Genomic DNA, 26,954 nt, shown 5'->3' on the forward strand with positions numbered 1-26,954 from the left:
TTTATCTCGCTCATTGCGGATCAGGTGCGGGTGGCGCCAAAGCGCAAGTACATCGCCGGAACCACCAGCATATTCAGTGCGGTGGAGCTGAGCAGCCCCCAGAGAATCACAATGGCCATGGGCGCCTGGATTTCACTGCCGGGTTCGCCGCCCGCGAGGGCCAGGGGCACCAGCGCGAGGGCCGTGGCCAGGGCGGTCATCAGAATGGGCACCAGGCGCTCTTCGGCCCCCTGGCGTACCGCCTGTTCCGGTGTGAGGCCTCCGTCGCGGATCAGGCGGCCGATGTGGTCGACCAGAATCACACCGTTGCGAGTGGCAATGCCGAACAGGGTGATGAACCCGATCAGCACCGCGACGGTGATGACCCCTCCGGCAAACCAGACGCCGGCCACGCCGCCGATCAGAGCCAGTGGCAGGTTGAGCATCACCAGCACCGCATCCCGGGTTCGGCCAAACGCCGCGACCAGCAGCAGGAAAATACCCGCGATCACCAAAGCGCCGAGCAGCAGTAAGCGGGTGCTCGCCGCCTCCGCGCTCTGGAACTGGCCGCCATACTCCACCCGGTAGCCGGTGGGCAGCGTGACGTTGCGGGCGATGGCAGCCTCAATGTCTTCCACCACACTGATGAGGTCCCGTTCGGCGACGTTGGCCATGACCACCAGGTGGCGCTGGACGTTCTCCCGGCTGATGGTGTTGGGCCCCCGCTCGCGCCGGATGTCGGCCAGCGCCGAGAAGGGCACCTGGGCGCCGGAGGCGAGTGTGAGTTGGGTTTCCCGCAAGGTGTCCAGGTTTTCTTTGGCGCTTTGCGGCAGGCGTACGACCAGATCAAAACTCGCTTCTCCCTCCAGTAATCGTCCGACGGTGGTGCCATTGAAGGCGGTTTCCAGAGCCTCGGCGGCGTCGGTCATACTGAGGCCATAGTTGGCCAGGGCCGCCCGGTCAAAGCGGACGGTGACAAACGGGATCTGGCTCTGCTCGTCCATGGCCACATCCACCGCCCCGGGAATGCCACCCACAATGGACTCGATCTGCCCACCCAGGCGGCGTAGCTCCGAGAGGTCATCGCCAAAGAGCTTGATGGCGATATTGGCTCGAGTGCCCGAGAGCATATGGTCAATGCGGTGGGAAATGGGCTGACCAATAATGACGTTGGTCCCGGGCAGCAGGGCGAATTCCTGACGGAGGGCCGCCAGCAGCTCCGCCTTGTCCCGCTCCCGCATGTCGAGCGAGACATCGATTTCCGAAGCAAATACCTGTTGGGCGTGAGGGTCCAGCTCCGCCCGGCCGGTGCGCCGGGCGGTGGCGACCACTTCTGGCTGCTCCAACAGAATCTTCTCTACTCGTTGGCCGATGTCATCGGAGGTTTCCAGGGAGGTGCCGGGCAGAGTCACCACGCTCAGGGTCAGGCTGCCTTCGTTGAATTCTGGCAAAAACCCCCGGCCCGCGAGTGACAGTCCCAGCAGTGACGCCAGCAGCAATGCCAGGGCGCCGCCGATCAAAATACGCCAGCGGCTCAGAGACCATGCCAGCAGGGGGCGGTACCCCGATTTCAGGGCGGCGATCAGGCGGGTATCGTGATCCTGGGTTACCGTGCGGCTGCCCGGCAGCCCGAGTAGACAGAGCACCGGAGTGACGGTGATCGCCACCAGCAGCGAGGCCGCCAGGGAAACGACGTAGGCCAGCCCTAAGGGTTCGAGTAGTCGACCCTCGACGCCACTGAGGAAAAATAATGGGAGAAACACCAGAATGATGATCAGGGTGGCGAAAACGATGGAGCCCTCGATTTCCCGGGTCGCGTTCGAGACAACGCTCAGCGCCGACCGCTGTTGCGCCTCGGGACGATCGGCATTTTCCCTGAGCCTGCGGACAATGTTTTCCACCACGATGATGGCGTCGTCCACCAACGCGCCGAGCGCAATGGTCATGCCCCCGAGGGTCATGGTATTGAGCGTGCCGCCGAACCAGCGAATGGACAGTACGGCCACCAACAACGACAGAGGAATGGCTACCAGGGCGATAGCGGTGGCCCGCACGCTGTAAAGAAACAGGAACATGATGGCCACCACCAGGATGGCGCCGTCCCGCAGCGCAGTGCTTAGGTTGTCGATGGAGACGGTAATGAAGTCCGCCTGGCGGAAAGCGTCGGTTTCGATCCGCATGCCCTCGGGCAGTGACTCCTGCAGCTCATCAATGACGCCATCCAGTCGGCGGGTCAGTTCGAGGGTGTTTGCCCCCGGCTGTTTCTGGATGCCCAGCACCACACCCGCATCGCCTTTGTAGCTGCCGGTACCGCGCCGCGGTGCCGGGCCAGTCTGAACAATGGCCAGATCCCGCACCAGCACGGGCACATCATCCCGGGTGGTGACCACCGCCTGCTCAAGATCCTCAATGGTGCGGGCCCGGCCGATGCCCTGGATCAGGAATTCCTGCCGGTTTTCGGTCAGAAAACCGGCGGAGGCGTTGCGGGTGGCGTTGGCCACCGCCTGGCGCAGTTGGTCCAGCGTTACCCCATAGGCGGACAAACGCTCCGGAGAGGCGACGACCTGAAACTGGCGGGTTTCACCCCCGGTGGGGATGACTTCGGCCACTCCCGGTACGGCCAGCAGCCGGCGCCGGACCTGCCAGTCGGCGGCGGTTTTCAGGGCCATTTCATCGTGTTGCTCCGAGGTGAGCGCGATAAACAGAATCTCCCCCATGATGGAGGTGACCGGTGCCAGTACCGGTGGCGGCAGGTTCTGGGGCAGGGCCGCCGAGACATTCTGCAACCGCTCGGCGACGCGTTGGCGGGCGCGATAAATATCCGTGCCCCACTCAAATTCCACCGTCACCACACTGATGCCGACCCCGGTGCTGGAGCGGACCCGGCGGACGCCGCCGGCACCGTTCATGGCGGTCTCGATGGGAAAGGTCACCAGCCGCTCAACATCCTCGGGGGGCATGCCGTGGGCTTCCGTCACGATGGTGACCGAAGGGGCGGTCAGGTCGGGAAAGACATCCACCGGAGCCTTCAGGGCCGACCAGCCGCCCCAGACCATCAGTAGGCCCGCGGCGACCAGAACCAGCAACCGGTTGTTCAGGGACACGCGTATAATGCGATCAATCATGGAAAACTCCGGGGGTTAGTGGGCGTGGCCGTGACCGATTTCGGTACCGCCAGCCGACGCCAGCTTCACCAGGTAGGCCCCTTCGCTGACCACCCGGTCGTCAGCGCTCAGGCCCTGGCGAACTTCCACCCAGGCACTGTCGCGCAGGCCCAATTCCACCGGTTGACGCTCAAAGCTTTCACCATTGACTTGCACGTAGACCACGGAGCGGCCGTCATCGTCGATCACCGCACTGCGGGGAATCGCCAACCGCTCCACGGCAGATTCGGTGAATACATGGGCCGCTACTCGGGCACCGAGCAGCGCGGGGCCGACCTCGGTGGGGTACTCCACGGTAACGCCTGCGGTGCGGGTGCGCGGGTCCACTGCGCTGTCGTGCCGCACAACGCGGGCGCCCTGCTGCGCATCCAACACCAGCGGGCCGTCGGGTCGATCAAGCCAAGCGCCGCTGCTGTGGGCAAGCTCCTCGGCAAAGCGCTCCGGAACCCGGATGGCGAGCCAACGACGCTCCGGCGCGGCAATCCGGAACAGCGGATCACCGGCTTTGATAAAGGCACCGGGGCTGACATTGGTGGTGACCACCGCTCCGGCCACCGGCGCGCGCAGGGCGAGCCCCGCCTCGGCGTTGCCGGACTCATACTGCTCCACCCGGGCACGGGCGGCGCGGAATTCGGCGCGCGCAACATCAAGAGCCTCCCGGGCGTCCAGCAGCCGCCGTTCGGGAATGGCTCCCTGGGCCAATAGGCCGGTCAGTCGTTCAACGTCCCTCTCCGCCAGCGCCCGCCGGGAGCGGGCCTGTTCCAGCGCGACCATCAGGCTGCCGATATCGGACTGGTCACCCAGACGGGGAATCAGCACGCCCAGTGTGGTCCCTTGTGCAACGCGCTGACCCGGCTGAATCAATGGGGTGCTGGCAATATAACCGTCGGCCGGTGCCCGCACGGTGGCGTCTCCATCCGCCGGAGCGGTGACGGTGCCAAAGCCCGGAACCGAGCGCCGCAATGGTCGGGGTTGAACGGATACCGTCGCAAACGGGTTGTCCCACTGCTGTTCTTTCAGATACGCGATATCGCCTTCGGGATGATCGGGCAGACCCTGAATCGCCTCATTGTCCGCAAACACTCTGATCTCGCCCAGAGAGTGCCGGGCGGTCATATCCCCGTCAGCGACCTCAATCACAAGGTCGAAGTCACCGCTATCGCGGGGCGTGACGCTGGGCCGGAAGATGCCGCGACTGGTGGTTTCGTTCACCCGGAAGCGGGCGACGGTACGCCCGTCGCGCTGCAGCAATACATCCAGTCGCCCCTCCGTCAGTGGCATAAAATCACTCAATCGGGTGACGTGGGCCGCAAAGCGTGAGCTTTGTCCAGCCACCAGGGCGGGAAACTCCACAAACAGCTCGGTGTGTTCACTGAAATCGGTGTACACCAGCACTGGCGCATCATGCGTCTCGTGGTCCGCGTGGTCTCCGTCGGGGCCGTGGTCATGACCGTGTCCGCCGGAGGGGGTGTCGGAGCAGGCGGTGATCAGCAGCGCCAGGGCTAGGACCCAGGGGCGTGAATCAATGGGCATGGTCGTGGCCTTCGCCGTGGTCATGGTCGTCATGGTGGGGCTGGGTGTCGGTGGCCTTCGCCTCCGGTTGCTCAGCATCGTCGCCGTAATAGGCTTCCGTGTCCGTGTGGTCGTGATCGCCGTGGTCGTGGCCGTCCTCGTGGGAATGACCATCGTCGTGCGGGTGGCTATCGTTCTGCTCATGGGCGTGGTCATCGCCATGCCCAGTGTCACCGTCGTGTGCGTGCTCGGCATCGCTGCAGGCGGTGAGGGCCAGAACCAGTGCGCTGAGAGTGATCAGGGGCTTCAATGACTTCATGGTGTCTCTCCAGTCAGTAGTGTCAGTTGGATAAAGGTGGTGCGCGCTTCCAGCTCGCGCTGGATAAGCGCCCGGCGGGTATTCAGTTCCGAGCGATGGGCGTCAATCAACTCGGCAATGCTGAGCTCGCCGGCCGCGTAGCTGCTCTCGGCGATGTCAGACAGTGACTCCGTCGGCGCATTGATGCTTTCCCGTAACGCCAGGGCGGACGCCTGTTCAGCGGCCAAATCGCGCTGCAGAGCGCGCAAGCGGGTGCGGAGCTCGGTGCGGGCAAACGCGAGCTCCGCCCGTTGTTGTTGGGCGCGGCCTCGCTGGGTTCGGGCCTGGCCAGAGCGTCGGTCGAACAGGGGGATCTCAATACCGATGGAGATGACGTTGCCTTCCGCCTGAAAGCCGGGCTCAACCACCTCCTTGCGACCGACTCCCAGGGTCAGCTCCGGCCAGCGCTGGCGCTGGGCGGCCTCGGCGCGGACTTCGGCGCTTTCGGTTTCCGCCGACAGCGCTCGCAATAGCGGGCTCTGGGTGACGGCAGAGGCATCTGCCGGGGTATGTAAGGGCGGCAGCAGACGGCCCGTGAGTGGCCGTTCAACGTCGCCAACCCGTTGGGCCAGGCGCTCTCGGGCCGAGTCCGCTTTGGCGCGGGTATTCAGGCGTTCGCCCTCCAGCAGCGCCAGTTCCTGTCGCAGACGTGTGTGATCGTAGCGGGAGGCATCGCCTGCCGCGACGCGTTGCTCTATGGCCCTCGTCAGTTCGGTAAGCCGACGGTGCCAGTCGGCGATGAGGTCCGCTTCCCGTCGGGCCGCCAGGGCCTGGTAGAACTGCTGGCGAATACCAGCGGCCCACTCCCGGCGGGCCTGGTCGTTGCGAAGGTCTGACGCCCGAACTTGGTGGCGCGCCGCTTTGCGTGTCAGCCCGGGTACGCCCGCCAGATTGAATCGTTGGCGGATGGACCAGGTATTCTCCTCGGAGTCGCCCGACGGCAGCTCCAATGTTTCGCGGCTGTATTCAATTTCCGGGTTGGCCCAGCGACCAGCGGATTCGAGCTGGCCCTCAGCGATGTCGGTGTGGGCGTCCCAGCGGGCGACCACCTCGGGCTGCTGTAGACCTAGCTGGACCGCCTCCTGTTCGGTTAACGGCGTGTCAGCTGCGGCCAGCCCGGGCGTGAGCAGCAGGAGACCAAAGATCGGGGAAAAGGGGTGTGGCACGGTTAAACTCCTACCAGAAAGCCGAGAAGGGTTTCAAGGGAATGATGGACGATCACCAGGGTCGCCACGCCACCCAGAAAGACAGTGATAGTAAGAGCACTCGAGATGGTTAGGGTTCGAGATACCCTGTCGGGTTGGGCATGCAGAAGCCGGTGGATTCGGGGCAGAAGTTGGCCGCCGCTGGCCGACAGACTTCCCGTGGGCGAGGGTCCGCTCAGACGTGCCACTTTGATCAGCGTCGCCGCCACGGCCTCGGGGCCAAAACGGCAGGCCGCCCGGTCATCGGCCTGCTCCTCCATGCGTTGCCGTAACAGGGCGCAAAGTGAACGTGCCGATGATGGCCAGTGTGCCAATAACAAGACGTTGAACACCAGATTGCGTAGCGGGTCGCGCCGACGCAGATGGGCGACTTCGTGGGCCAGAACGATGCGGCGTTCCCGATGATCGAGCCGATCGGTCAGCCCGCGGGTCATGAACAGGGCCGGATGTCGATAGCCTGCGGTGCAGGCAAAGGCCTTCGGCGTGTCGAGACGACGCAATCGCCCGTGACCTCGGCTCAGGGCCAACAACGCTGTGGTGTCGCGAGCGGCCTTGAACTCTCGGAATAAAAAAACCATCAGGACTTTGATCAGCAGGCTTGCCAGGGCCGCAGCGCTGAGCAGGTGGGTCCATTGCAGGTCGAGGGCGGGCCAGTGCTCAAAACACAAATGGGGATGATGCATACCGTGGTGCGCGCAATGATCAGCAATCCAACCAAGGGGTTTGGCTGCCGCGATGACGCACATGGCGGTAACCGGAGCGGCCATGGCCAGCCAGGGCGTCAAAGCGTATAACCATAAGTGGCGGCTCAGGTGTTCAGGTGAGAGCAGCCGCCCAGCCAGCCAAAGTAGCCCGTTGGCGAGGAGCCAGGCCATCACTGCCAAGAGTGTCAGCAGGTAGAAAAAGTCGAGCAAGGCGGTCATGACGATGCTCCTTCGCCGCGCCGTGCCTTCAGCACCTGTTCCAGCTCGTCCAGCGCCCGCTCGTCCAACTGGTCAGCGGCGTCTACAAAGGCTGCCAGAGAAGAGTGAGCGTCATTGGTAAAGCGTCCCAGTAAATCGTTGATCAATCCGGCAATCAATTGTTGTCGGGCTACCTGGGGCCGGTAGCGAAAGGCGTGGGCCACTTTTGTACGGCTGAGCAGTTGTTTGCGGTATAGCCGGTCGAGGGTGGATTGAACGGTATTCAGGGAAATGCCTCTGGCCGCTCCTAGGGTGGCGTGCAGGTCTTTGGCGGACTGATCCGGAGCCTGCCACAGTGCTTCCATCACGGCTATTTCCAGCTCGCCGAGGGGTGGCGTTGTGGTAGTAGGGGGTTCTTTGCCGGGCACGGTGTCTCCTCGGTAGTCAGGATTATTGGCATTGCACTGCAGGTGTCGATCAGCCTAGTCACACAAAAACCGATCGTCAATCGGTTTTTGTGTGACGGGCTTCGCTATCTCTCAAGGGGCGGAGTGTGGATAATGCGCCTGTCGTCTCTGAATTCAGGAAGGATTGTGACTCAATCGCACCCCCCCAGTTCTGATACCACTGCGGTCACTAAAGCGCCCAGCCTGTTGCGCTCCAGTTCCCTTGTGAGCGCCTTTACCATGCTCTCGCGGGTGCTCGGGTTGGTGCGGGATATGGTCTTTGCCCGGGTCATTGGGGCGGGGGCCGGGGCGGACGCCTTTTTTGTGGCCTTCAAGATTCCCAACTTCATGCGCCGGTTGTTCGCCGAAGGCGCCTTTGCCCAGGCCTTTGTGCCGGTATTATCGGAGTATCGGCAGAAGGGAACGCACGAGGCAGTGAAGGCCCTGGTGGACCGGGTAGCCGGCTGCCTCGGGCTGGTACTGGTCTCGGTCACGGTGCTGGCCGTGGTGGGGGCGCCCCTGGTCACCGGGCTTTTTGCCCCGGGTTTCTGGCTGAACGATCCCGATAAATACGCTCTGACCGTGGATATGGTGCGGGTGACCTTTCCCTACCTGCTGCTGATATCCCTGACCGGCTTTGCCGGGGCCATTCTCAACAGTTACGACCGCTTTGCGATTCCCGCCTTTACCCCGGTGCTGCTGAACCTCAGCCTGATCCTGGCGGCTCTGGTCGTGGCTCCCCGGATTGACACCCCGGCCTATGCGCTGGCCTGGGGGGTGATGGCAGCGGGTGTGGTACAGCTTCTGTTCCAGCTCCCGTTTCTGCAGCGAGTGCATCTGCTGCCGGCGCCCAAGGTGGATTGGCGGGACCCGGGCGTCAAACGCATTCTCTGGTTGATGGCACCGGCGCTGTTCGGCGTGTCGGTCAGCCAGATCAACCTGCTGCTGGACACGGTGTTGGCCTCGTTTCTCCCCACGGGTAGCGTGTCCTGGCTCTACTATTCAGACCGCCTGGTGGAATTGCCCCTGGGGGTGTTTGGCATCGCTCTGGCGACGGTGATCACCCCGAGTCTGTCCCGCCAGCACGCCGCTGAGGACCCCGAAACCTTCAGTCAGACGCTGGACTGGGCGGTGCGCAGCGTGCTGTTGTTGGCGTTGCCCGCGACGTTGGCGTTGATCCTGTTGGCCGAACCCATTCTGATGACCTTGTTCCAGTATGGTGAAACGACCGTTCGGGATATGCAGATGGCCTCCTACAGCCTGCGGGCCTATGCGCTGGGGTTGCTGGCCTTCATGTTGATCAAGGTGCTGGCGCCGGGTTATTTCGCCCGTCAGGATATGAAAACCCCGGTGCGCATCGGTATTTACGCCATGCTCGCCAATATGCTGCTCAATGTGGTGTTCGTGTTACCGCTTTATCTGATCTTCAATATTGGTCATGTGGGGCTGGCGCTGGCCACCGCGGTTTCCGCTTATTTGAATGCTTATTTGCTCTTCCGTGGTTTGCGTCGGCTCGGCGTCTACCGTCGCGAGCCCGGGTGGGTCCGCCGGTTGCTGGCCTTCGGGGGCGCCAATGCCATCATGGTGACGGCGCTGCTGAGCGCGCTGTCGGTCTGGGCGGGCTGGCAGGACTGGCTCTGGTGGCAGAAAGGTTGGCGTCTGGCGGTATTGTGTATTCTCGGGCTGGCGGTATATGGCGTGAGTTTGCGCATTATGGGCATCAAATTCAGCGAATTTCGCTCGAACCACTGAAAGCTGGCAGTTTGAGCCGTATGTGCTACGATTGTTGATATGGGCGACAATCGTAAAACCACATCTTCTGGTGCGCCCGCTCCCCAAAAGGGCGCTCCAGCCCCTCAAGAGGCGCCGGCCCCCACCGGATCCGCCTCGGCAGACTCGCGTGCGAGCCAACTTACCCCTTGCGCCATCACGTTTTCGATGGATGAAGCCCGTGGCCTGGTGCAGGGGCGGCTGGAGCCGTCGACCGAGGAGCAGCCCTGGGATCTCGATCGCCTCAGAGTGCGTTTGGCAGAGGCGGGGTATGGTGAATGGTTCGCTCCGGAAGCCACCCTGGAGTCGGCGGTGCAGCAGGCCAACAACGGCCGTTGCGGGGATCTGGTTCTGGCCGAGCGCCGCGATGCCCGGACGGAATGGCGCATTGCCGAGGACCGCCAGGCGGCCTTTCTGACCCTTCACCCGGCGTGGGGCGGGCACAGGCTGACCCGGGAGGCCCTGCTCAAGGAGCTTTTGGCGCAAGGTGTCGTCAAGACCTGTATCCACCTGCGAGCCCTGACCCATGCCGCCGAGGCGGGGCACGCCGAATCCCTGTGTGTGGCCCGGGCCCGCCTGCCCCAGCCGGGTGAGGACGCCCGTTTTGTGTCTTTGGTGGCGCGGGACGATCAACTGGCATTGCAGGAGGATGATCAGGGGCGCGTTGATCTGCATCATTTGCACGAGTTCGTGGTGGTGGATCCGGGCATCCCCCTGCTGCGCCGTATTCCCGCGACCCAGGGCGAGCCGGGCGAGGATGTCATGGGCGAGCCCCTGACGCCGACGCCGGGGCGCGACCGGAGCTTTGATGCTCTGGACGATAGTGTTGAGCCGGACCCGGACGATGCCAAGGTGTTACGAGCCGCCATCCGGGGGCATCCGGTATTTTCATCCAGCGGCGTACGGGTGGACCCCACCTTGCGCCTCAAGGCGGTGGATGTCTCCACGGGCAATATCGATTTTGAGGGTTCGGTGGAGGTGGCAGGGGATGTCGCCAGCGGTTTTGTCCTCAACGCCACCGGCGACATAATGATCCGCGGCATGGTTGAGAAAGCCGATATCCGCGCCGGCGGTAACCTCACGGTGCTTGGCGGCGTCATGGGGGAAGAAGTGGGCAAGCGCCATGACGGCGACCTGCGTCTGCGCACGCACCTCACCGCCGGTGGAACCCTGAGTGCGAAATTTATCAACCTGGCCTACATCAATACCCGCTATGACCTGATGGTTCGCGAGTACGCTCTGCAGAGCCGACTGGTGGCGGGGCGGGACATCCTCCTCGGGCAACCGACCGGTAAGGGCAGCCTCATCGGTGGTAGCGCCAGCGCCGGCCGGGCGCTGGTGGCCAATACCCTGGGCAGCGAGGCCGGGGTCGCCACCGAGGTGACCGTAGGGCGCCCCAACCGCCGGCGTCGCCTGGTGGGGCAGCTCAAAGAGGCGTTGACGCTGTGCGAGCACAATTGGCAACGGGTGTGCGAAACCCTTGATTGTATCCAGCGGGGGGAGATGGCCTCGCCGCCCACCGATAAACTGAAACGACTGTACGCAACCAGGGACTCACTGCGAGCGCGCCGCCAGAGAATCCGTGGGCTGATCGACCGCCTGGTGGGGGCACGACAAAGTGCCAGGCCCAGTCGGGTAGAAGTCAAAAAGCGCCAGCACGCCAACCTCAGCCTCAACATTGACGGCGTTCGCCGCTACTTCAATACCGACCATGGCCCCTCCAACTGGCACCGGCAGGGCGCCGAGCTGGTAAGCGGCTCCTGATCTGCCGACTCTTGTACCGCTTCTCTAGCTCTCACCTCCGCCCGCCCGCTCCTGTACCTCTTACCCCCGCCCGCCCGCTCCTGTATACTCACGCGTTTTGCAAAGTCGACTGAGCGAGGCGAGCGGGCATCACTGTGAAACCGGCCCCCAAAGAGTTCATCCGCGGGCTGCACAACCTGCGCCCCCGACACCGGGGCTGCGTGGCGACCATCGGCACCTTCGATGGCGTGCACCTTGGCCACCGGGCCATCCTGCGACAGCTGACCGACGCCGCCGAACAGCACCGATTGCCCGCCGTGGCCATCATATTCGAGCCCCAGCCGCACGAATACTTCGCCCGCGAACGGGCCCCGGCCCGGTTGATGCGACTGCGGGAAAAAATCCAGGCCCTGTTCAACGCCGGCGTCCAGCGGATACTGTGTCTGCGCTTCAACGAAGAACTGCGCAGCCTCACCGCCCAGCAGTTCATCGACCGCATACTGGTGCAAGGCCTCGGCATCCACCACCTGGTCGTGGGCGACGACTTCCGCTTCGGCTGCGACCGCGCCGGCGACTTCGAACTGCTCACCGCCGTCGGCCGGGAACAAGGCTTCACCGTCAGCGACACCTGCACCCTGGAACACGCCGGGGCGCGAATCAGCAGCACCCGCATCCGCCAGGCCCTGGAAGCGGGCGAATTCGGCCTCGCCGAACAACTGCTCGGCCACCCCTACCGCATCGGCGGACGGGTCGGCTACGGCAAACAACTGGGCCGACAACTGGGCGTACCCACCGCCAACGTGCAACTGCGACGCTACCGTTCGCCCCTGCACGGCGTCTTCGCGATCACCGCCCACCGGGCCGATGGCAGCGCCCACCCAGGCGTCGCCAACGTCGGCGTACGCCCCACCGTCAGCGGCTCCACCCGGCCGATCCTAGAAGTCCACCTGCTGGACTTCACCGGGAACCTCTACGGTGAACGAATCGATGTAGAGTTTCACCGCAAACTGCGGGAAGAACAGAAGTTTGAATCGATCGACAAACTGCAAGAGCAGCTACAGAAAGATATTGCAGAAGCAAAGCAGTTTTTTAAAGAAGGGTAGTTAAAACCACCTGACTGCAATTTGGCACGGAGGTCCGGTGCGGGGTAACCCCTTTCAAGACCGTGGAGCCGGGGACCGGCGATTCGAGCCTACAGGGATGTATTTACGGCGTGTCTTGAAAGGGGTTACCCCGCACCGGACCGGACTGAACTAACGAAGCGAATTGACTTACCTCCGCGAAAGCCACAAATACTTGGCGAATTGACGATTATGAGCGACTACAAAGTAACCCTGAATCTGCCCCACACCGCCTTCGCCATGAAGGCCAACCTGGCACAGCGCGAGCCCGAAATGCTCAAACGCTGGCAGAAAGACAACCTCTACCAGCAAATCCGCCAGGCAAGGGCCGGTCGCGAACCCTTCATCCTGCACGACGGCCCCCCCTACGCCAATGGTGATATTCACATCGGCCACGCCGTCAACAAAATTTTGAAAGACATCATCGTCAAAAGCAAAACCCTTAGCGGCTTTGACGCCCCCTACGTGCCCGGTTGGGACTGCCACGGCCTGCCCATCGAACACAACGTCGAAAAGAAACACGGCAAAGCCGGCGTCAAACTCGATCACAAAGCCTTCCGGCAAAAATGCCGCGACTACGCTGCGCGCCAGGTCAAAGGCCAGAAAGAAGACTTCATCCGCCTGGGCGTGCTCGGTGAGTGGGACAACCCCTACCTCACCATGGACTACAAATTCGAGGCTGACATCATCCGCTCGCTCGGCAAAATCGCCGACCAGGGCCACCTGCACAAAGGCTTCAAACCCGTCTACTGGAGTGTCGTGGGCGGCTCCGCCCTGGCCGAAGCCGAAGTTGAGTATCAGGACAAAACCTCCTACTCCATCGACGTCAAGTTTGCCTTCACCGATCAGCACGCCCTGGAACACGCCGTGCCGGGCCTGACCGGCAGCGGCGACGTGTCACTGGTCATCTGGACCACCACCCCCTGGACGCTGCCCGCCAACCAGGCGGTCAGCGTCAATCCGGAACTGGACTACGTCGTGGTACAGGTCGGTGACGAACGACTGCTGGTGGCCGAAGCGCTGCTCGAGTCGGTAATGCAGCGCGCGGGGCAGGAGGACTACAAGGTGGTCGGGCGGACGCCGGGCAAGGAGCTGGAAAACCTGCAGGTGCACCATCCGTTCTATGCCCGGCAGGTGCCGGTCATCTGCGGTGACCACGTCACCACCGACGCCGGTACCGGCTGTGTACACACCGCTCCGGACCACGGCATGGACGACTTTGTGGTGGGCCAGAAATACGGCATCGGGACCCTGAACTACATCGACGATAACGGTCTGTACCGCGACAGCGTGGAGATCTTTGCCGGCGAGCACGTCTACAAAGTGGACGAGAAAGTGGTCGCGCTGCTGGAAGAGAAGGGCGCTTTGCTGGCCCAGGGTAAAATCACCCACAGTTTCCCCCACTGCTGGCGCACCAAAACCCCGCTGATCTTCCGGGCCACTCCCCAGTGGTTTGTGAGCATGACCAAAAACCAGTTGCGCGAGCAGGTGAGCGATGCGGTCGATCAGGTGCAGTGGGTACCCGACTGGGGCCGTGCGCGGATCGATTCCATGCTGGCCTCCTCGCCGGACTGGTGTATCTCCCGTCAGCGCACCTGGGGTGTGCCCATCGCTTTGTTCGTTCACAAAGAAACCGGTGATCTGCACCCGGAAACGCCGGCCTTGATCGAAGCGGTCGCCAAAAAAGTCGAGCAGGACGGGATGGATGCCTGGTTTGATCTGGATGCCGCCGAACTGCTGGGCGCGGACGCCGAACGCTATCAGAAAGTGACCGACACCCTGGATGTCTGGTTCGACTCCGGGGTGACCCACTTTGCGGTACTGCAGCAGCGCGGTTATCTGCGCTACCCGGCGGATCTGTACCTGGAAGGCTCGGATCAGCATCGCGGCTGGTTCCAGTCCTCCCTGAAAACCGCCATGGCCATGAACGGTACGCCGCCCTATAAAACCGTATTGACTCACGGCTTCACCGTAGATGCCCAGGGCCGGAAAATGTCCAAGTCCGTGGGCAACGTGGTGCCGCCCCAGAAAGTCATGAAAGAGCTGGGCGCCGATGTCCTGCGCCTGTGGGTGGCCGCCACGGATTTCAGTGGCGAGATGAGCGTCTCCGATGAGATCCTCAAGCGCACCGCCGACTCTTACCGTCGCATCCGCAATACCGCCCGTTTCATGCTGTCAAATCTGAACGGGTTCGAGCCTTCTGAACACGCTGTGGCACCAGAGAAGATGGTGGCCCTGGATCGCTGGATCGTCGGTCGCGCCTCCGAGCTGCAGGCCGATATCATCAAGGCCTACGACCAGTATCAGTTCCACCTGATTTACCAGAAGCTGCACAACTTCTGCGTAGTGGAGCTGGGCGGTTTCTACCTGGACATCATCAAGGACCGCCAGTACACCACCCAGGCGGACAGTCTGGCGCGGCGTTCGGCCCAGACCGCGCTCTATCACGTCACCGAAGCCATGGTGCGCTGGATTGCACCGATTTTGAGCTTTACCGCCGATGAGATCTGGCCGCTGGTACCCGGTGAACGTCAGGGACCGGTGTTTGCCGCTGAATGGTACGCGCTGCCCGACGCCGGGGAGTCCGAATTCAGCGAAGAGGATTGGCACCAGATTGCCGAAGTCAAAGATGCCGTGAACAAGGTGCTGGAAACCCAGCGCGCTAATGGTGTGATTGGTGGCGCTCTGGGCGCGGAAGTGACCCTGTTTGCCGACGACGACCTGCGAGCCGTGCTGCAGAAACTGGGCGACGAGCTGCGTTTCGTGCTGATCACCTCCACCGCTCAGGTGCGCCCGCTCGATGAGGCCACCGAGGCGGAATTGACGGATGTTGAGGGGCTCAAGGTCGCGGTGGAAAAATCCAGCTACGACAAGTGCGAGCGCTGCTGGCACCACCGGGCCGACGTGGGCAGCGTCGCCCAGCACCCGACTCTCTGTGCCCGCTGTGTTGATAATGTCGACGGGCAGGGTGAGGAGAGGCATTTTGCCTGATTTCGGGGCTGCCGCAGCAGCATCATGCGTAGGGCGGATAAGCGCGCAGCGCGCATCCGCCGAGGGGTCTAGTGGACTGGCCCCTGTTTTTCCCGCAGGTTACGGCGGATGCGCTTTGCTTATCCGCCCTACGAGTGATCCCACAGTACTGAATTTAATATGGAACTGAGCTCAATTATGCCACTAACCATCCCCCGCCAGGCCTGGCGCTGGTACATCCTGGCGATTGTCGTGATTGTGCTGGATCAAATCAGCAAACACTGGGTATCCGCCGCACTCACCTATGGCGAGCCCGTGGTGTTCACGCCGTTTTTCAACTTCACCCTGCTGCACAACCCCGGCGCGGCGTTCAGTTTTCTGAGCGATGCCGGGGGCTGGCAGCGGTGGTTCTTTACCGTGGTGGCCGCCGTGGTCAGCGTGGTGCTGGTGATCTGGCTGGCGCGGGTGAGCGAAAAACGCTACGAGGCGTTGGCGCTTGCGCTGATTCTGGGCGGTGCCATCGGCAATCTGTACGACCGGGTGGTGCTGGGCTATGTGGTGGACTTTATCGTGGTGCACTATCAGGATTATTACTGGCCGGCCTTCAATATCGCCGATTCGGCCATTACCGTCGGCGCCGCCCTGTTGATCATGGATATGTTATTTGGCAAGGACAAACGTCATGACTGAACAGCTGCCCGTGGGGCCCGGAACTACCGTCACGCTCCACTTTTCCCTGCGCCTGGAAGATGGCGAGGAAATCGACTCAAACTTTGATAAAGACCCGGCAACCTTCACCGTCGGTGACGGTAACCTGTTGCCCGGGTTTGAAAAAGTGCTGTTTGGCCTCATGCCGGGTGACCAACAGGAGTTCACCATTCCCCCCGAGGATGGTTTCGGCCAGCACAACCCGAGCAATATGCAGGAAATGCCCCGGGATCAGTTCGGCCCCGATATCGAGCTGGAAGAGGGCCTGATGCTCTCCTTCGCCGACGCCCAGAAGGCCGAATTACCCGGCGTGGTGCGGGAATTCGATGATCAGCGGGTGCTGATCGATTTCAACCATCCGCTGGCTGGGCGGGATATCCTGTTCAAAGTGGCGGTTTTGAACGTCGAGCCGGCTCAGGTACACTGAACACCCGCGCCGCCCGTCGGCGCTCACTTTGCGCGGGCCCCGCCCGCCGGAACCTCTCAGGTTGTCTGACACTATGCAAATCAAACTCGCCAACCCCCGTGGCTTCTGTGCCGGTGTCGACCGGGCGATTGATATCGTCAATCGTGCCCTGGATGTCTTTGGCGCCCCCATTTACGTTCGCCACGAAGTGGTCCACAACAAATTTGTGGTCGACACCCTGCGCGAGCGCGGTGCGGTGTTTGTGGAGGAGCTGGAGCAGGTGCCGGACGATGTGATCGTGATTTTCAGCGCCCACGGTGTCTCCCGCGCCGTGCAGCAGGAAGCCCGCGATCGCGGCCTGCAGGTGTTTGATGCCACCTGCCCGCTGGTGACCAAAGTGCATGTGGAAGTGGTGCGTTACAGCCGGGAAGGGCGCGAGTGCGTGCTGATCGGCCACGAGGGGCATCCGGAAGTGGAAGGCACTATGGGTCAGTACGACGCCAGCAATGGCGGTGCCATCTATCTGGTCGAAGATGAAGACGATGTGGCGGCGCTGGAGGTCAAGAACCCCGACCATCTGGCCTACGTCACCCAGACTACCCTGTCCATGGACGATACCGCCAAAGTGATCGACGCCCTGCGGACCAAATACCCCAACATCCTGGGGCCGCGTAAAGATGATATCTGCTACGCCACCACCAACCGTCAGGATGCCGTGCGCCAGCTGGCCCTGGAATGCGACCTGGTGCTGGTGGTCGGCTCCCACAACAGCTCCAACTCCAACCGCCTGCGCGAGCTGGCCGAGCGCTGCGGCACCGAGGCGTACCTGGTGGACGGCCCCGAGTGCATCCGCCGTGAGTGGCTGGAGGGTAAAGAGAGCATCGGCATCACCGCCGGGGCCTCCGCGCCGGAAGTGCTGGTGGAGCAGGTGGTACAGAAGCTGCGCGGCTGGGGCGCTTTGACGGCCGAAGAGGCCGCGGGGACGCCCGAAACCATCAGTTTCAGCCTACCCCGGGAACTGCGCTGACCGACTCAGTTGGTGCAGACCTCCGGTCCCACCGTCTGGCGCCTCATTCTGCCCATACGAGAAAGCACAAGCTCGTACCCCTGTAACCCATCTGGACCGCAGATGGTAAGGCGGCCCGCCTGGAAGCCCCCCAGTGCGCTGCCGCTGGGGTGCCGGCTTTCTCCGGTCCCGACATAAGATACGGCTCGCCGTAACTTGCTGTCACTGGAAATCGACAGACCCCCCAGATCCGGCGGCAGTTGGTGCGTCAGCACGACGTGCTCTCCGTCGTCCCGAACCCCATTGTGATTCTCGTCATCGAACAACTCCCAGCCGCTCTCCCAGTCACCGAGCGGGCGCAGGGTGACCCGGCCATTGCGGCTGACCGCCCGTTGGCGAGCCAACTGAATGGCATCCTGGAGGGTCTGGGTCATCGTGAGGGTGCGGGTTTCTTCGATCTGCCGCTGGAATCCGGGCAGCCCAATGGTCAGTAGCAGGGACAGAATGACCAGAGTGATAAGCAGTTCCAGAAGCGTCAGTCCACGCTGTGGCATAATTTTCCTCCTTGAAAAGTGGCGGTCTCCCGAGGGTTACCGTTCATACGTCCGTGTTGACCACATGTCGTGCGCCCGCTGGTGGGGCGGCCCGGTTGTGGTAGCGTTGGTACTATAAAGGCGGAGGGTCGGTCCGTCCAGAGAATCACCCGCCACCTGATCAGCCACCGGGCCCGGGCATTGTCCGGCTCAACAACAAAAGTGTTGATATATGCAACGAAGCACTCCAACTCGCCAACCAGGCTTTACCCTTATTGAGCTGATGGTGACGCTTGCGGTCCTGGCCATCGTCCTGGGGATCGCGATTCCCAGCTTTAACGCCATGATCCGCAACAACCAGTCCCTGGCTCTGGGCGACGAGCTGATCTCGACCCTGAATTTTACCCGCAGCGAGGCGGTCAAGCGCTCCGATATTGTGACCCTGTGTGCCAGCAATGCCGACCGCGATGGCTGTGGCAATGACTGGAGCAATGGCTGGCTGGTCATTCTGGACCGCGATGCCGGTGGCGAGCAGGGCAATAACCCCACGGTCAACAATGACGCGGATATCCTTCGGGACCGGGAGCCTTTGGCCAACGACATGACCATCACCATGAACCGGGGTGGGGCGGTCACCTATGTTCGCTTCAATCAGTTGGGTGCGCTGGCGCGCACCGACAATAATCAGGTGACCGGCCTGGCTCGCCATGACGACTGCACCAACGATTCGGCCCGGGCGATCCGGATCAGCCTGTCCGGATCGGTCAATTCAGCCCGAGCCGAGTGCTAACCCCCGTGAGACGGTTTGAGGAATCTGTAATGTCACTGAACAGTTCGCATAAACAATCGGGGGCCGGCTTGATCGAGGTGTTGGTCACCGTTCTTATTCTGGCCACGTCGCTGTTGGCAATGGGTGCCCTCCAGAACCGCAGCCTGCAGTTCAATCACAGTGCCTATTTGCGCTCTCAGGCCAATATTCTTGCGTACGACATCATGGACCGGATGCGAATCAACCGGGACCGTATCGACAGCTATGACGGCTATGGTTTTGGCGATGATGCGCCGGCGGGCAATTCGCTGGCGGACACGGACGTCCAGCAGTGGCTGGATCGGCTTGAGAGGACGTTGCCTGGCGGCGAGGGAGCCATTGACTGCGATGCCAACCAGTTGTGCACCATCAGTTTGCGCTGGGTGGATGAAGACGCTGCACCGGATGAGGCGGGCGAAGACGCCCAACTGGTCACTTTTACCTACAGTTCCCGTATTTAGCGGCCCGGAATCGAGAGAGCGTCTCCCATGCGTAAACAGCAAGGTTTATCACTGATCGAACTGATGATATCGCTGACCCTCGGCATTGTACTGATGACCGGCGTCATGCAGATGTTCCTCACCAGTCGCACCACCTACAACACTCAGCAGGCGATTTCCCGGATTCAGGAAAGCGGCCGGATGGCGGTTGAGTTTCTGGCGCAGGATATCCGTATGGCGGGCTACCAGGGCTGCTCGAGCCGCGGTGCCAACCAGAATATCGAAATTGGTGTGGAGGACCCGACCAACGACTACCTGCTGGATTTCAATATTTCCATTCAGGGGTACGCATCCAATAATCATCCCATGGATGGTATTGATGTCGCCGATGGTTCTGATGTGCTGGTGGTCCGTCGGGCGAGCAACGTGACTATGCCCATTGTGGGGCCCACCGGCAGTACCGCCAACCTGGAAGTGGCTGTCGAAGAGCAGGATGACTGCGTGGGCGATGTCTGCCGGGGTGATATCGCCGTGGTTTCCGACTGTACTCAGGGCCGTGTGTTTCTGATTACCAACTTTCAGGACGTTGGTGGCGGTGGTGGCTCAAAAATTGTTCATGCTCGATCCAATGTTGCCAATGAACCAAAGAATATTGATTCCCAACTGGGTGGGCAGCAGTTTGGTGCCGGCGCCGAAATTCTCCGGATGAGCACCTTGACGTATTACATCGCCGAAAGCGGTTTTGGTGCCCCCGGTACCATGAGCCTCTGGCGGGATCAGGATGGTGAACGGGCGGAACTGATTGAGGGGGTCGAAAATATGCGGGTGCTCTACGGCCTGGACTCCAGTGGTGACGGCATACCCAACGACTATCGGGAATATGACGCTGGTTTAGATTGGGAAAACGTGCTGGCGGTCAGGCTCGAGCTGCTGATGCAAAGTCTGCAACCAAATGTGCTCCCGGACCCCCAACCGTATTTCTTTGGGGGTGAAACCATCGATGATGCCCGGATTGATGATCGGCGGATGCGTCAGGTATTCAGCACCACCATTGGCATCCGCGGACGCCTGGATTAAGAGGTAAACCTATGAACGTCAATGCAGTGACAATGGCTTCAAAACAACGTGGCGCCGTGCTGATTGTTGGGCTGATCATGGTGCTACTGATGACCATCGTGGGGCTGGCCGCCATTCGCAGTACCGGCCTGCAGGAAACCATGGCCGGTAACATGCGTGAGCGCAATCTGGCCTTTCAGGCCGCGGAGGCCAGCCTCCGGGTGGGTGAGGCGCTGGTCGAGGACAACAACGTCGATGGGCTCGATTTCTCCGGCGCAACGCCCGGTCTGGAGCCTGATCTGAACCAGCCGGGTATGGCATTGCCCCCGGTGCATCAATGGACGGATGAGCAGTGGGCAGCCAATGCCGTACAGGTTGATATGGGGCTGGAAAATATCGGCGATGCCAATCAGCCCTGGTACGTTGTGGAAGAACTGATGGTGCTGTCATTCAATGCATCCCAGTCCACCGGCGGCGCCATCGATCAGCAGAGTTTGCAGAATACCAATGACCTGCAGATGGAATTCTTCCGGGTCACCAGCCGGGGCCTCAGTGGCTCGGGTGAATCACAGGCCGTGCTTCAGTCAACTTATCGCAAGAATTAACAGGGTAGCGTCATGAAACAACGAATGATGAGTTCCGTGCTGTACCGAGGTGTCTGGGCGTTGGGGTTCAGTTTTCTCTCGGTCGCTACCACCCATACGGTCCTGGCCGCTGAGCCAGCACAGTCGCCCCTGTTTATGACGCAACCGGTGCGTCCGGTGGCCATGCTGAACATGTCCAATGACCATCAGCTGTTCTTCAAACTGTACGACGATTACAGCGATATTGATGGGGATGGTGAGCCGGATACCACCTATAAACACGATTACGACTACTATGGTTACTTCGATAGTGGTCTGTGTTATGAATACGCCAACAGCCGCTTTGAGCCCGTCAATAACGTCAACGCTGACCGTTATTGTAATGACGGCTCCAACACGGGCGAGTGGAGCGGCAACTTTCTGAACTGGGCCACCATGACCCGGATGGATGCCGTGCGCAAAATTCTCTACGGCGGCAAGCGAAGCACCGACACGGCCACGCAGACCGTTCTCGAGCGGGCCTTTCTTCCGAACGATGCGCACTCATTTGCCAAATACTATAACGGTCGAGATATTTCAAGTTTGACGCCCTTGAACCCGACGATTACCGGAAATGCGACGGACGATGACTCGGGCATCACCATCTGTAACACCACTGACCCGAGTGATAGGGATGTTCTTTCCCAGGATGTTGACTCTGCTCCGTTGATGCGAGTAGCTGAGGGGAATTATTCCCTGTGGGCCAGTAATGAACGTTGGCAGTGTCGTTGGGGTGAGGGAACCAACGACAATAACTCAACCGTGTCGGGTATCTATGCGCACTCCAGTAGCCCGACCAAGGGCGACGAGGGTGACAGCGCTCTCAACGCTGATTATAACGTCCGCGTCGAAGTGTGTGACACGGACTTTGTTTCCTCGGAGAATGCCAGCGGTTGTGTGGCCTATGGTGAATCGCTGAAGCCGACAGGCCTGTTGCAGGAGTTTGGTGAGGATGAGTCCATCTATTTTGGTCTGATGACCGGCACCTACTCAGCCAACAAATCCGGCGGGGCGTTGCGTAAAAATGTCGGCTCCATGGCCGACGAGATCAACGCCGATGGCACGTTTGTGACACCGGCTGACCCTGGTTCATTTGACGGGATTGTGAATACCCTCGATCGGCTCAGGATCTATGGCTACCGTTTTGACAACGGTACCTATTTTGGTCAAACCGGGAGCGATAGCTGTAGTTGGGAGCTGGCATCTTTTACCGATGGGAACTGCAGTAACTGGGGTAATCCCCAGTCTGAACTGTATCTGGAATCGCTGCGCTACTTGGCCGGGCAGAGCGCCACAGATACCTTCGATGTGTCCGACAGTGGACGTATTGATGGATTGAACAAAGCCAGTTGGGTAGCTCCAGTGAATGGCGATAACTACTGCGCGCCGGTAAACGTCATTCAGTTCAATGCCTCAACCAGCTCCTATGACGGTGATCAGTTGACAGGATTTTCGGATCTGGGAGCCGGAGAAAGTACACTTGACTCCTTTACCAATGCCGTTGGGGCCGCCGAGAATATTCACGGCAATCAGTACTTTGTTGGTGAGGTTGGCGGCGAAGGAGCCGGGGATAATAACCAGCTCTGTACGGCGAAAACCGTCAGTGGTCTGGCGAGTGTCCAGGGCACCTGTCCGGACGCGCCGCGCCTTCAGGGAAGTTATCAGATTGCCGGCCTTGCGTACTATGCCCGCTCCGAAGGCCTACAGATCAATGGCGTATCCAATGATCGTCGTAGCCAGGTCAAAACCTATGGGGTGGCTCTGGCGCCCGCTGTCCCCCAGGTGTCTGTTCCCGTACCGGGCAGTGAGCGCACGGTGTCAATCCAACCGGCCTGTCGCAACACGACCACTGACCCCGACGCAAACTGTGCGATTGTCGACTTCAAAGTGGTTGACCAGGTCAATACTGATGCAGCCAGCGCCGGCAAGTTGTATGTCAACTGGGAAGACAGCGAGCAAGGCGGTGACTATGACCAGGATATGTGGGGGATCATTGAGTATTCGGTCACATCAACCAGTGTCACCGTTACCACTGATGTGGTGGCAGATTCAACGCCAAACATCATGGGGTTTGGTTACGTGATCGGCGGCACCACGAATGATGGTTTCCATGTGCACTCCGGCATTAACGGGTTCACATCGACATCCGGGGTCAGCACCATCAGCGCTTGTGACGGTGATGGCGGTTGCGATGAGCCGGATGCGAAGTCTACCAGCACCTTTGTAGTAGGCTCCTCTTCCGCGCAGCCTCTAGAGCAACCTCTATATTTCGCGGCCAAGTGGGGCGGTTATGCTGAGGAAGACGGGGACGATATAGCGGCTTCTGCTAACGATAACTACTTTTTTGCAACGGACCCGCGAGAGTTGCAGCGCGCGCTTCGGGAAACGTTCGGGGAAATTGCCGCCGGTATCGGCGCCGCCTCCTCGGTCGCGACCAACTCGACCCGCCTTACCGAAGGCTCCTTTGTCTATCAGGCACTCTTCAATAGCGAGAACTGGTCTGGCGAAATCCGGTCTTTTGAGATCGGTGCGAATGGCGCCATTTCATCGACTGTCTATGCGTCCACCAACAGTGGCATGCCCAGTACGAGTGCCGGGCGTACCGTCTATACCTACAACGATGGCGGCACTGGAAATGCCATGGTTGATTTCACCTGGGATAACCTGTCGGATACTCAGCGCAACCACCTGATTTCGGGTGACACGGAAACGCTTGGGCAAGATCGCCTGAACTGGGTGAAAGGTGATCGGAGTAAAGAGGGCACGGGTGGATTGAGAGAGCGCGAGAAACTTCTGGGCGATATCGTCAACTCCAGCCCGGTTTATCTAGGCGGCCGGGATTTTGGCTACGGACTACTGCCGGCAGAGCTGGGCGGTGATACCTACGCGGCTCACGTTGAAGATAAGCGCAGTGAAACCCCCACGCTATTTGTCGGGGCCAATGACGGTATGCTGCACGCCTTCTATGCCGAAGGGAACAGTGCTCTGCAGGAGCGTTTCGCCTACGTGCCGAATGGTGTTTATTCCAAACTGGCGACACTGGCCGACCCCAATTACGGTCGAGAGGACGTTGCCCACGAGTACACGGTGGACGGCCCACTGGCGGTGGGCGATGCTTACGTGGGTGGCGAGTGGAAAAGTGTGCTTGTTGGCACTTTCGGCGCCGGGGGTAAAGGCATTTTTGCAATGGATGTGACCGACCCTGACTTCCCGAAGTTGATGTTTGAGTTGGCGCCCAGCGATCTTGCGGCTCTGGGTGATATGGGCTACATACTCAGCCAGCCACAGATTGCCCGCATGGCCAATGGCCGCTGGGCCGTTGTATTCGGTAATGGGTATGATGCTGGCACGTCGCAATTGTTCATCCTGGATCTGGAAAACCCGACTACGCAGAGTCGTGTCATTGATACGGAAGCGGGAACAGGCCTTTCTGGTGTGGCGTTACTGGGTAATGCCTACGGAGAAATCAATACCGCCTATGCGGGTGATCTTCAGGGTAACCTCTGGAGGTTTGACTTGAGCGGCACCCGTCCCGATGGTTGGGGAGTGGGGCTTTCCGGTAGCCCACTGTTTGTCGCGAGGGATGCTGACGGTGACCGACAGCCCATTACCAGTGCACCAACGTTGGGCTTCAATGCCCTGAAGCGTCACACCGTGACGGACTCCAAAGGGGTCATCATGGTGTACTTCGGAACCGGGAAATATTTTGAAAATAGCGATAACTTGGCCACGGCTGATACACCTCAGAACAGCTTTTACGCCATTGCCGATTTGGGTTCTTCTTTGGATTACACCAGTAATACGGCGCAAGATGGACGTACATCGGTTCTGCATGAAAAAGCCATCATTCAGGGAACGGACAATAGGACCATTGACGGGCAGGAACAGAATGAGCCTGATTGGACTGACGCGAATGTTAATGGCTGGTTTATTGATTTCGATACTGCCTTGGGCGAGCGGGTCGTCAGTAAGCCTTTGCTGCTGTTTGATCGCCTGATCTTCCCAACGCTGATTCCTTCCGGTGTGGCCTGTGAGTTTGGGGGGCGTAGCTGGCTGATGGAATTGGTGGCCATCGGCGACCGGTATTACGGTGAAAACTTGCTGGATGGTATTGAGGAATACGACTCCCTGATCTTGGGTGACCCCACCTTCGGTGTCATTGGCCAGGGTGCAGGTAAGCTCATTCTCAATCCATCTGATGGTGGCGTAAATGGCCAGGACGGCGAGATTGGGCGGTTGCTGGAAGAAGACGTGGATATCCCGACCGATGCCCTGGGCCGTCAATCCTGGCGCCAGATTCGATAACACCAGCTTTGATAACACTGGATTTGATAACAAGAGGACCGAGTAGTGACGTTATTTCACAGACAACCCCAGGCGGGCTTTACCCTGATTGAGATCATGATCGTGGTGGCCATCCTGGGTATTCTGGCATCCATTGCCTATAGTTCGTATCAGAATCAGGTAATGCGCAGCAACCGTTCGGATGCTCAGGCCACCCTGAACGATACCGCGCAACGTCTACAGCGCTGCTATACGACCTTTTCCAGTTACGACAATGATAATTGTGCGGTGTATCAGCAGTTGACCACGGGCGATGCGCGGATCGATTCGCCGGAGGGGATGTATCGGATTACCATTGATGACGAGTCGGCGACCACCTACACCTTGAGTGCCACGGCAATCCGTGCACCGCAGACCGCTGACGAAGACTGCGACACGGAAATGTCATTGGATCACCGGGGGCGTCGGACGCCAGAAGCCTGCTGGTAGTCCGAAGTTGGGGCGGCGAGTCAGTCGTCGTCCAGCCCCAGTTTCTGTAGCCGGTAGCGCAATGACCGGAAGCTGATGCCCAGGTTTTTTGCCGCTTGGGTTTTATTCCATTTGGCCTGCTCGAGTGCATTGCACAGGATATCTTTTTCGACTTCCTGAAGATAATGATCCAGAGAAGGGTACTCCGCGCAGCGGGCGACATGGTTGCCTGCGCCGTCATTGGCGGGTTCCAGGCCGTTACCCATCGGGTCGGTATTATCTGGTAGGTGCAGATCAACCGGGTCGATGACCTGGCTTTCACAGAGCGTAAACGCTCGTTCCAGAATATTTTCAAGCTCCCGGACATTCCCCGGGAAATGATACTCGCAGAGCTGTTTCATGGCCGGTTGGCTCAGCTGCGGCGTGGGGAAATTGACCTCTCGGGCCAACTGTTCGAGTATGTGGCGGGCGAGCATGGCGATGTCTTCCCGGCGCTCCCTCAGTGGTGGAACCCTTAGCTGGATGACATTAAGCCGATAAAACAGGTCCTGACGGAAGCGGCCCTGCAGCACTTCCTGATCCAGCGCCTTGTGGGTGGCACAGAGAATACGTACATCGGTGCGGATTTCGTTTTGTCCGCCGACGGGGCGCACCGCTTTTTCCTGAATCGCCCGCAGCAACTTGACCTGCATGTCCAGCGGCAGGTCCGCCACCTCGTCCAAAAACAGGGTGCCGCCTTCGGCAACCTGAAACAGACCCGCCTTATCCTGGTGGGCGCCGGTGAAACTGCCTTTCTTGTGACCGAAAAACTCGCTCTCCATCAACTCCCGGGGAATGGCACCACAGTTGACCGCCACGAACTCACCGTCGGCGCGTGGTCCCAGTTTATGGATGGAGCGGGCCACCAGCTCTTTACCCACCCCGGACTCGCCCGAAATATACACCGGCGCCTGGGAACGGGCCAGTTTCTGAATACTGGCGATCAGATGCTGAATGGCTTTGGATTGGCCAATAATCGGACACTCGGCCGGCAGCGGCATGGGGGGCAGTTGGCTGGACTGGATGGCGCTGCTGACCAGCTTGCGTAGTGCAGTCAGATCGACGGGCTTGGACACAAAGTCAAAGGCGCCGGCTTTCATGGACTCAATGGCAGTATCAATACTGCCGTGGGCCGTAATCACCGCGACCGGCAACCGGGGATATTCCTGCTGAATGAATTCCACCAGTTCCAGACCGTTCCCGTCAGGTAGGCGCATGTCTGTCAGGCATAGGTCGTACTGGGACTGTGCAAGGCGCTCCTTGGCCAACGTCAGGTTTTCCACGCAGTCGGCCTCAATGCCCATCCGCCCGAGGGTGATATTCAGCAGCTCGCGGATATCGGGCTCGTCATCAATAACCAGAACGCGTTGATTACTCATAGAAAACCTGTGTCAGAGAGTCTGTCGGTGTCGG

Annotated in this window: 21 protein-coding genes; 13 read left to right on the forward strand and 8 right to left on the reverse strand. The window is 60.5% G+C overall.

Annotated features, from left to right (window positions below; genetic code table 11):
- Positions 1-20: 20 nt before the first annotated feature.
- From N645_RS0116025 to N645_RS0116050, 6 genes are read right to left on the reverse strand one after another with little or no spacing between them, the layout of a single operon-like run.
- A complete protein-coding gene (locus N645_RS0116025) occupies positions 21-3,104 on the reverse strand; it encodes an efflux RND transporter permease subunit (protein ID WP_024462529.1) in 3,084 nt (1,027 codons plus the stop codon).
- Positions 3,105-3,119: 15 nt separating this feature from the next.
- Positions 3,120-4,676, reverse strand: a complete 1,557-nt coding sequence (locus tag N645_RS0116030; RefSeq protein WP_024462530.1) for an efflux RND transporter periplasmic adaptor subunit — start codon at positions 4,674-4,676, stop codon at positions 3,120-3,122.
- The gene (locus N645_RS0116035; protein WP_024462531.1) at positions 4,666-4,974 is read right to left on the reverse strand and encodes a hypothetical protein; all 309 of its coding nucleotides are present in this window, start codon (positions 4,972-4,974) and stop codon (positions 4,666-4,668) included. The genes N645_RS0116030 and N645_RS0116035 overlap by 11 nt, the downstream gene beginning before the upstream one ends.
- Positions 4,971-6,179 (reverse strand): TolC family protein, encoded by a 1,209-nt coding sequence (locus tag N645_RS0116040; protein WP_024462532.1) that lies wholly within the window; start codon positions 6,177-6,179, stop codon positions 4,971-4,973. Before N645_RS0116040 ends, N645_RS0116035 begins: the two co-directional genes overlap by 4 nt.
- A gap of 2 nt (positions 6,180-6,181) precedes the next feature.
- Positions 6,182-7,141: a M56 family metallopeptidase gene (locus N645_RS0116045; RefSeq protein ID WP_024462533.1), complete on the reverse strand. Its 960-nt coding sequence runs from the start codon at positions 7,139-7,141 to the stop codon at positions 6,182-6,184.
- Positions 7,138-7,548 (reverse strand): BlaI/MecI/CopY family transcriptional regulator, encoded by a 411-nt coding sequence (locus N645_RS0116050; protein ID WP_024462534.1) that lies wholly within the window; start codon positions 7,546-7,548, stop codon positions 7,138-7,140. Before N645_RS0116050 ends, N645_RS0116045 begins: the two co-directional genes overlap by 4 nt.
- Before the next feature lie 165 nt (positions 7,549-7,713).
- On the opposite strand from N645_RS0116050, the gene murJ reads away from it, so the two are divergent.
- The 7 genes from murJ (at position 7,714) to ispH (ending at position 17,311) form a co-directional block, all read left to right on the forward strand.
- Positions 7,714-9,318 carry a murein biosynthesis integral membrane protein MurJ gene (gene murJ / locus N645_RS0116055; RefSeq protein WP_024462535.1) on the forward strand — a complete coding sequence of 535 codons (1,605 nt, stop codon included), beginning with the start codon at positions 7,714-7,716 and terminating at the stop codon, positions 9,316-9,318.
- Between the two features lie 186 nt (positions 9,319-9,504).
- Positions 9,505-11,100 (forward strand): DUF342 domain-containing protein, encoded by a 1,596-nt coding sequence (locus N645_RS0116060; protein WP_024462536.1) that lies wholly within the window; start codon positions 9,505-9,507, stop codon positions 11,098-11,100.
- A gap of 134 nt (positions 11,101-11,234) precedes the next feature.
- Positions 11,235-12,182 carry a bifunctional riboflavin kinase/FAD synthetase gene (ribF, locus tag N645_RS0116065; RefSeq protein WP_024462537.1) on the forward strand — a complete coding sequence of 316 codons (948 nt, stop codon included), beginning with the start codon at positions 11,235-11,237 and terminating at the stop codon, positions 12,180-12,182.
- Positions 12,183-12,392: 210 nt separating this feature from the next.
- Positions 12,393-15,191, forward strand: a complete 2,799-nt coding sequence (ileS, locus tag N645_RS0116070) for an isoleucine--tRNA ligase (RefSeq protein ID WP_024462538.1) — start codon at positions 12,393-12,395, stop codon at positions 15,189-15,191.
- A gap of 177 nt (positions 15,192-15,368) precedes the next feature.
- A complete protein-coding gene (lspA, locus tag N645_RS0116075; RefSeq protein WP_024462539.1) occupies positions 15,369-15,860 on the forward strand; it encodes a signal peptidase II in 492 nt (163 codons plus the stop codon).
- The gene (locus N645_RS0116080; RefSeq protein ID WP_024462540.1) at positions 15,853-16,305 is read left to right on the forward strand and encodes a peptidylprolyl isomerase; all 453 of its coding nucleotides are present in this window, start codon (positions 15,853-15,855) and stop codon (positions 16,303-16,305) included. Before lspA ends, N645_RS0116080 begins: the two co-directional genes overlap by 8 nt.
- Positions 16,306-16,378: 73 nt before the next feature.
- Positions 16,379-17,311 carry a 4-hydroxy-3-methylbut-2-enyl diphosphate reductase gene (ispH, locus tag N645_RS0116085; protein WP_024462541.1) on the forward strand — a complete coding sequence of 311 codons (933 nt, stop codon included), beginning with the start codon at positions 16,379-16,381 and terminating at the stop codon, positions 17,309-17,311.
- Positions 17,312-17,316: 5 nt separating this feature from the next.
- On the opposite strand, the gene N645_RS0116090 is transcribed toward ispH, so the two are convergent.
- On the reverse strand, positions 17,317-17,844 hold the full coding sequence (locus N645_RS0116090; protein ID WP_024462542.1) for a GspH/FimT family protein: 528 nt from the start codon (positions 17,842-17,844) through the stop codon (positions 17,317-17,319).
- Between the two features lie 211 nt (positions 17,845-18,055).
- On the opposite strand from N645_RS0116090, the gene N645_RS18225 reads away from it, so the two are divergent.
- The 6 genes from N645_RS18225 to N645_RS0116120 are packed head-to-tail and all read left to right on the forward strand — an operon-like array spanning position 18,056 to position 25,523.
- Positions 18,056-18,613: a GspH/FimT family pseudopilin gene (locus N645_RS18225; RefSeq protein ID WP_024462543.1), complete on the forward strand. Its 558-nt coding sequence runs from the start codon at positions 18,056-18,058 to the stop codon at positions 18,611-18,613.
- Positions 18,614-18,642: 29 nt separating this feature from the next.
- Complete coding sequence (pilV, locus tag N645_RS0116100) at positions 18,643-19,092, forward strand: type IV pilus modification protein PilV (RefSeq protein WP_024462544.1); 450 nt, start codon at positions 18,643-18,645, stop codon at positions 19,090-19,092.
- A 27-nt stretch (positions 19,093-19,119) separates the two neighbouring features.
- Positions 19,120-20,148 (forward strand): PilW family protein, encoded by a 1,029-nt coding sequence (locus N645_RS0116105; RefSeq protein WP_024462545.1) that lies wholly within the window; start codon positions 19,120-19,122, stop codon positions 20,146-20,148.
- Positions 20,149-20,159: 11 nt separating this feature from the next.
- Positions 20,160-20,732, forward strand: a complete 573-nt coding sequence (locus tag N645_RS0116110) for a PilX N-terminal domain-containing pilus assembly protein (RefSeq protein ID WP_024462546.1) — start codon at positions 20,160-20,162, stop codon at positions 20,730-20,732.
- 12 nt (positions 20,733-20,744) lie between these two features.
- Complete coding sequence (locus tag N645_RS0116115) at positions 20,745-25,055, forward strand: pilus assembly protein (RefSeq protein ID WP_081666267.1); 4,311 nt, start codon at positions 20,745-20,747, stop codon at positions 25,053-25,055.
- 45 nt (positions 25,056-25,100) lie between these two features.
- Entirely contained in the window at positions 25,101-25,523 is a 423-nt protein-coding gene (locus N645_RS0116120; protein ID WP_024462548.1) for a type IV pilin protein, read from the forward strand.
- Positions 25,524-25,543: 20 nt separating this feature from the next.
- Here N645_RS0116120 and N645_RS0116125 read toward each other — a convergent pair whose 3' ends face one another.
- The gene (locus tag N645_RS0116125; protein WP_024462549.1) at positions 25,544-26,920 is read right to left on the reverse strand and encodes a sigma-54 dependent transcriptional regulator; all 1,377 of its coding nucleotides are present in this window, start codon (positions 26,918-26,920) and stop codon (positions 25,544-25,546) included.
- Positions 26,921-26,954: the final 34 nt, after the last annotated feature.

Source organism: Marinimicrobium sp. LS-A18 (assembly GCF_000463525.1).
Taxonomy (GTDB): domain Bacteria; phylum Pseudomonadota; class Gammaproteobacteria; order Pseudomonadales; family Cellvibrionaceae; genus Marinimicrobium; species Marinimicrobium koreense.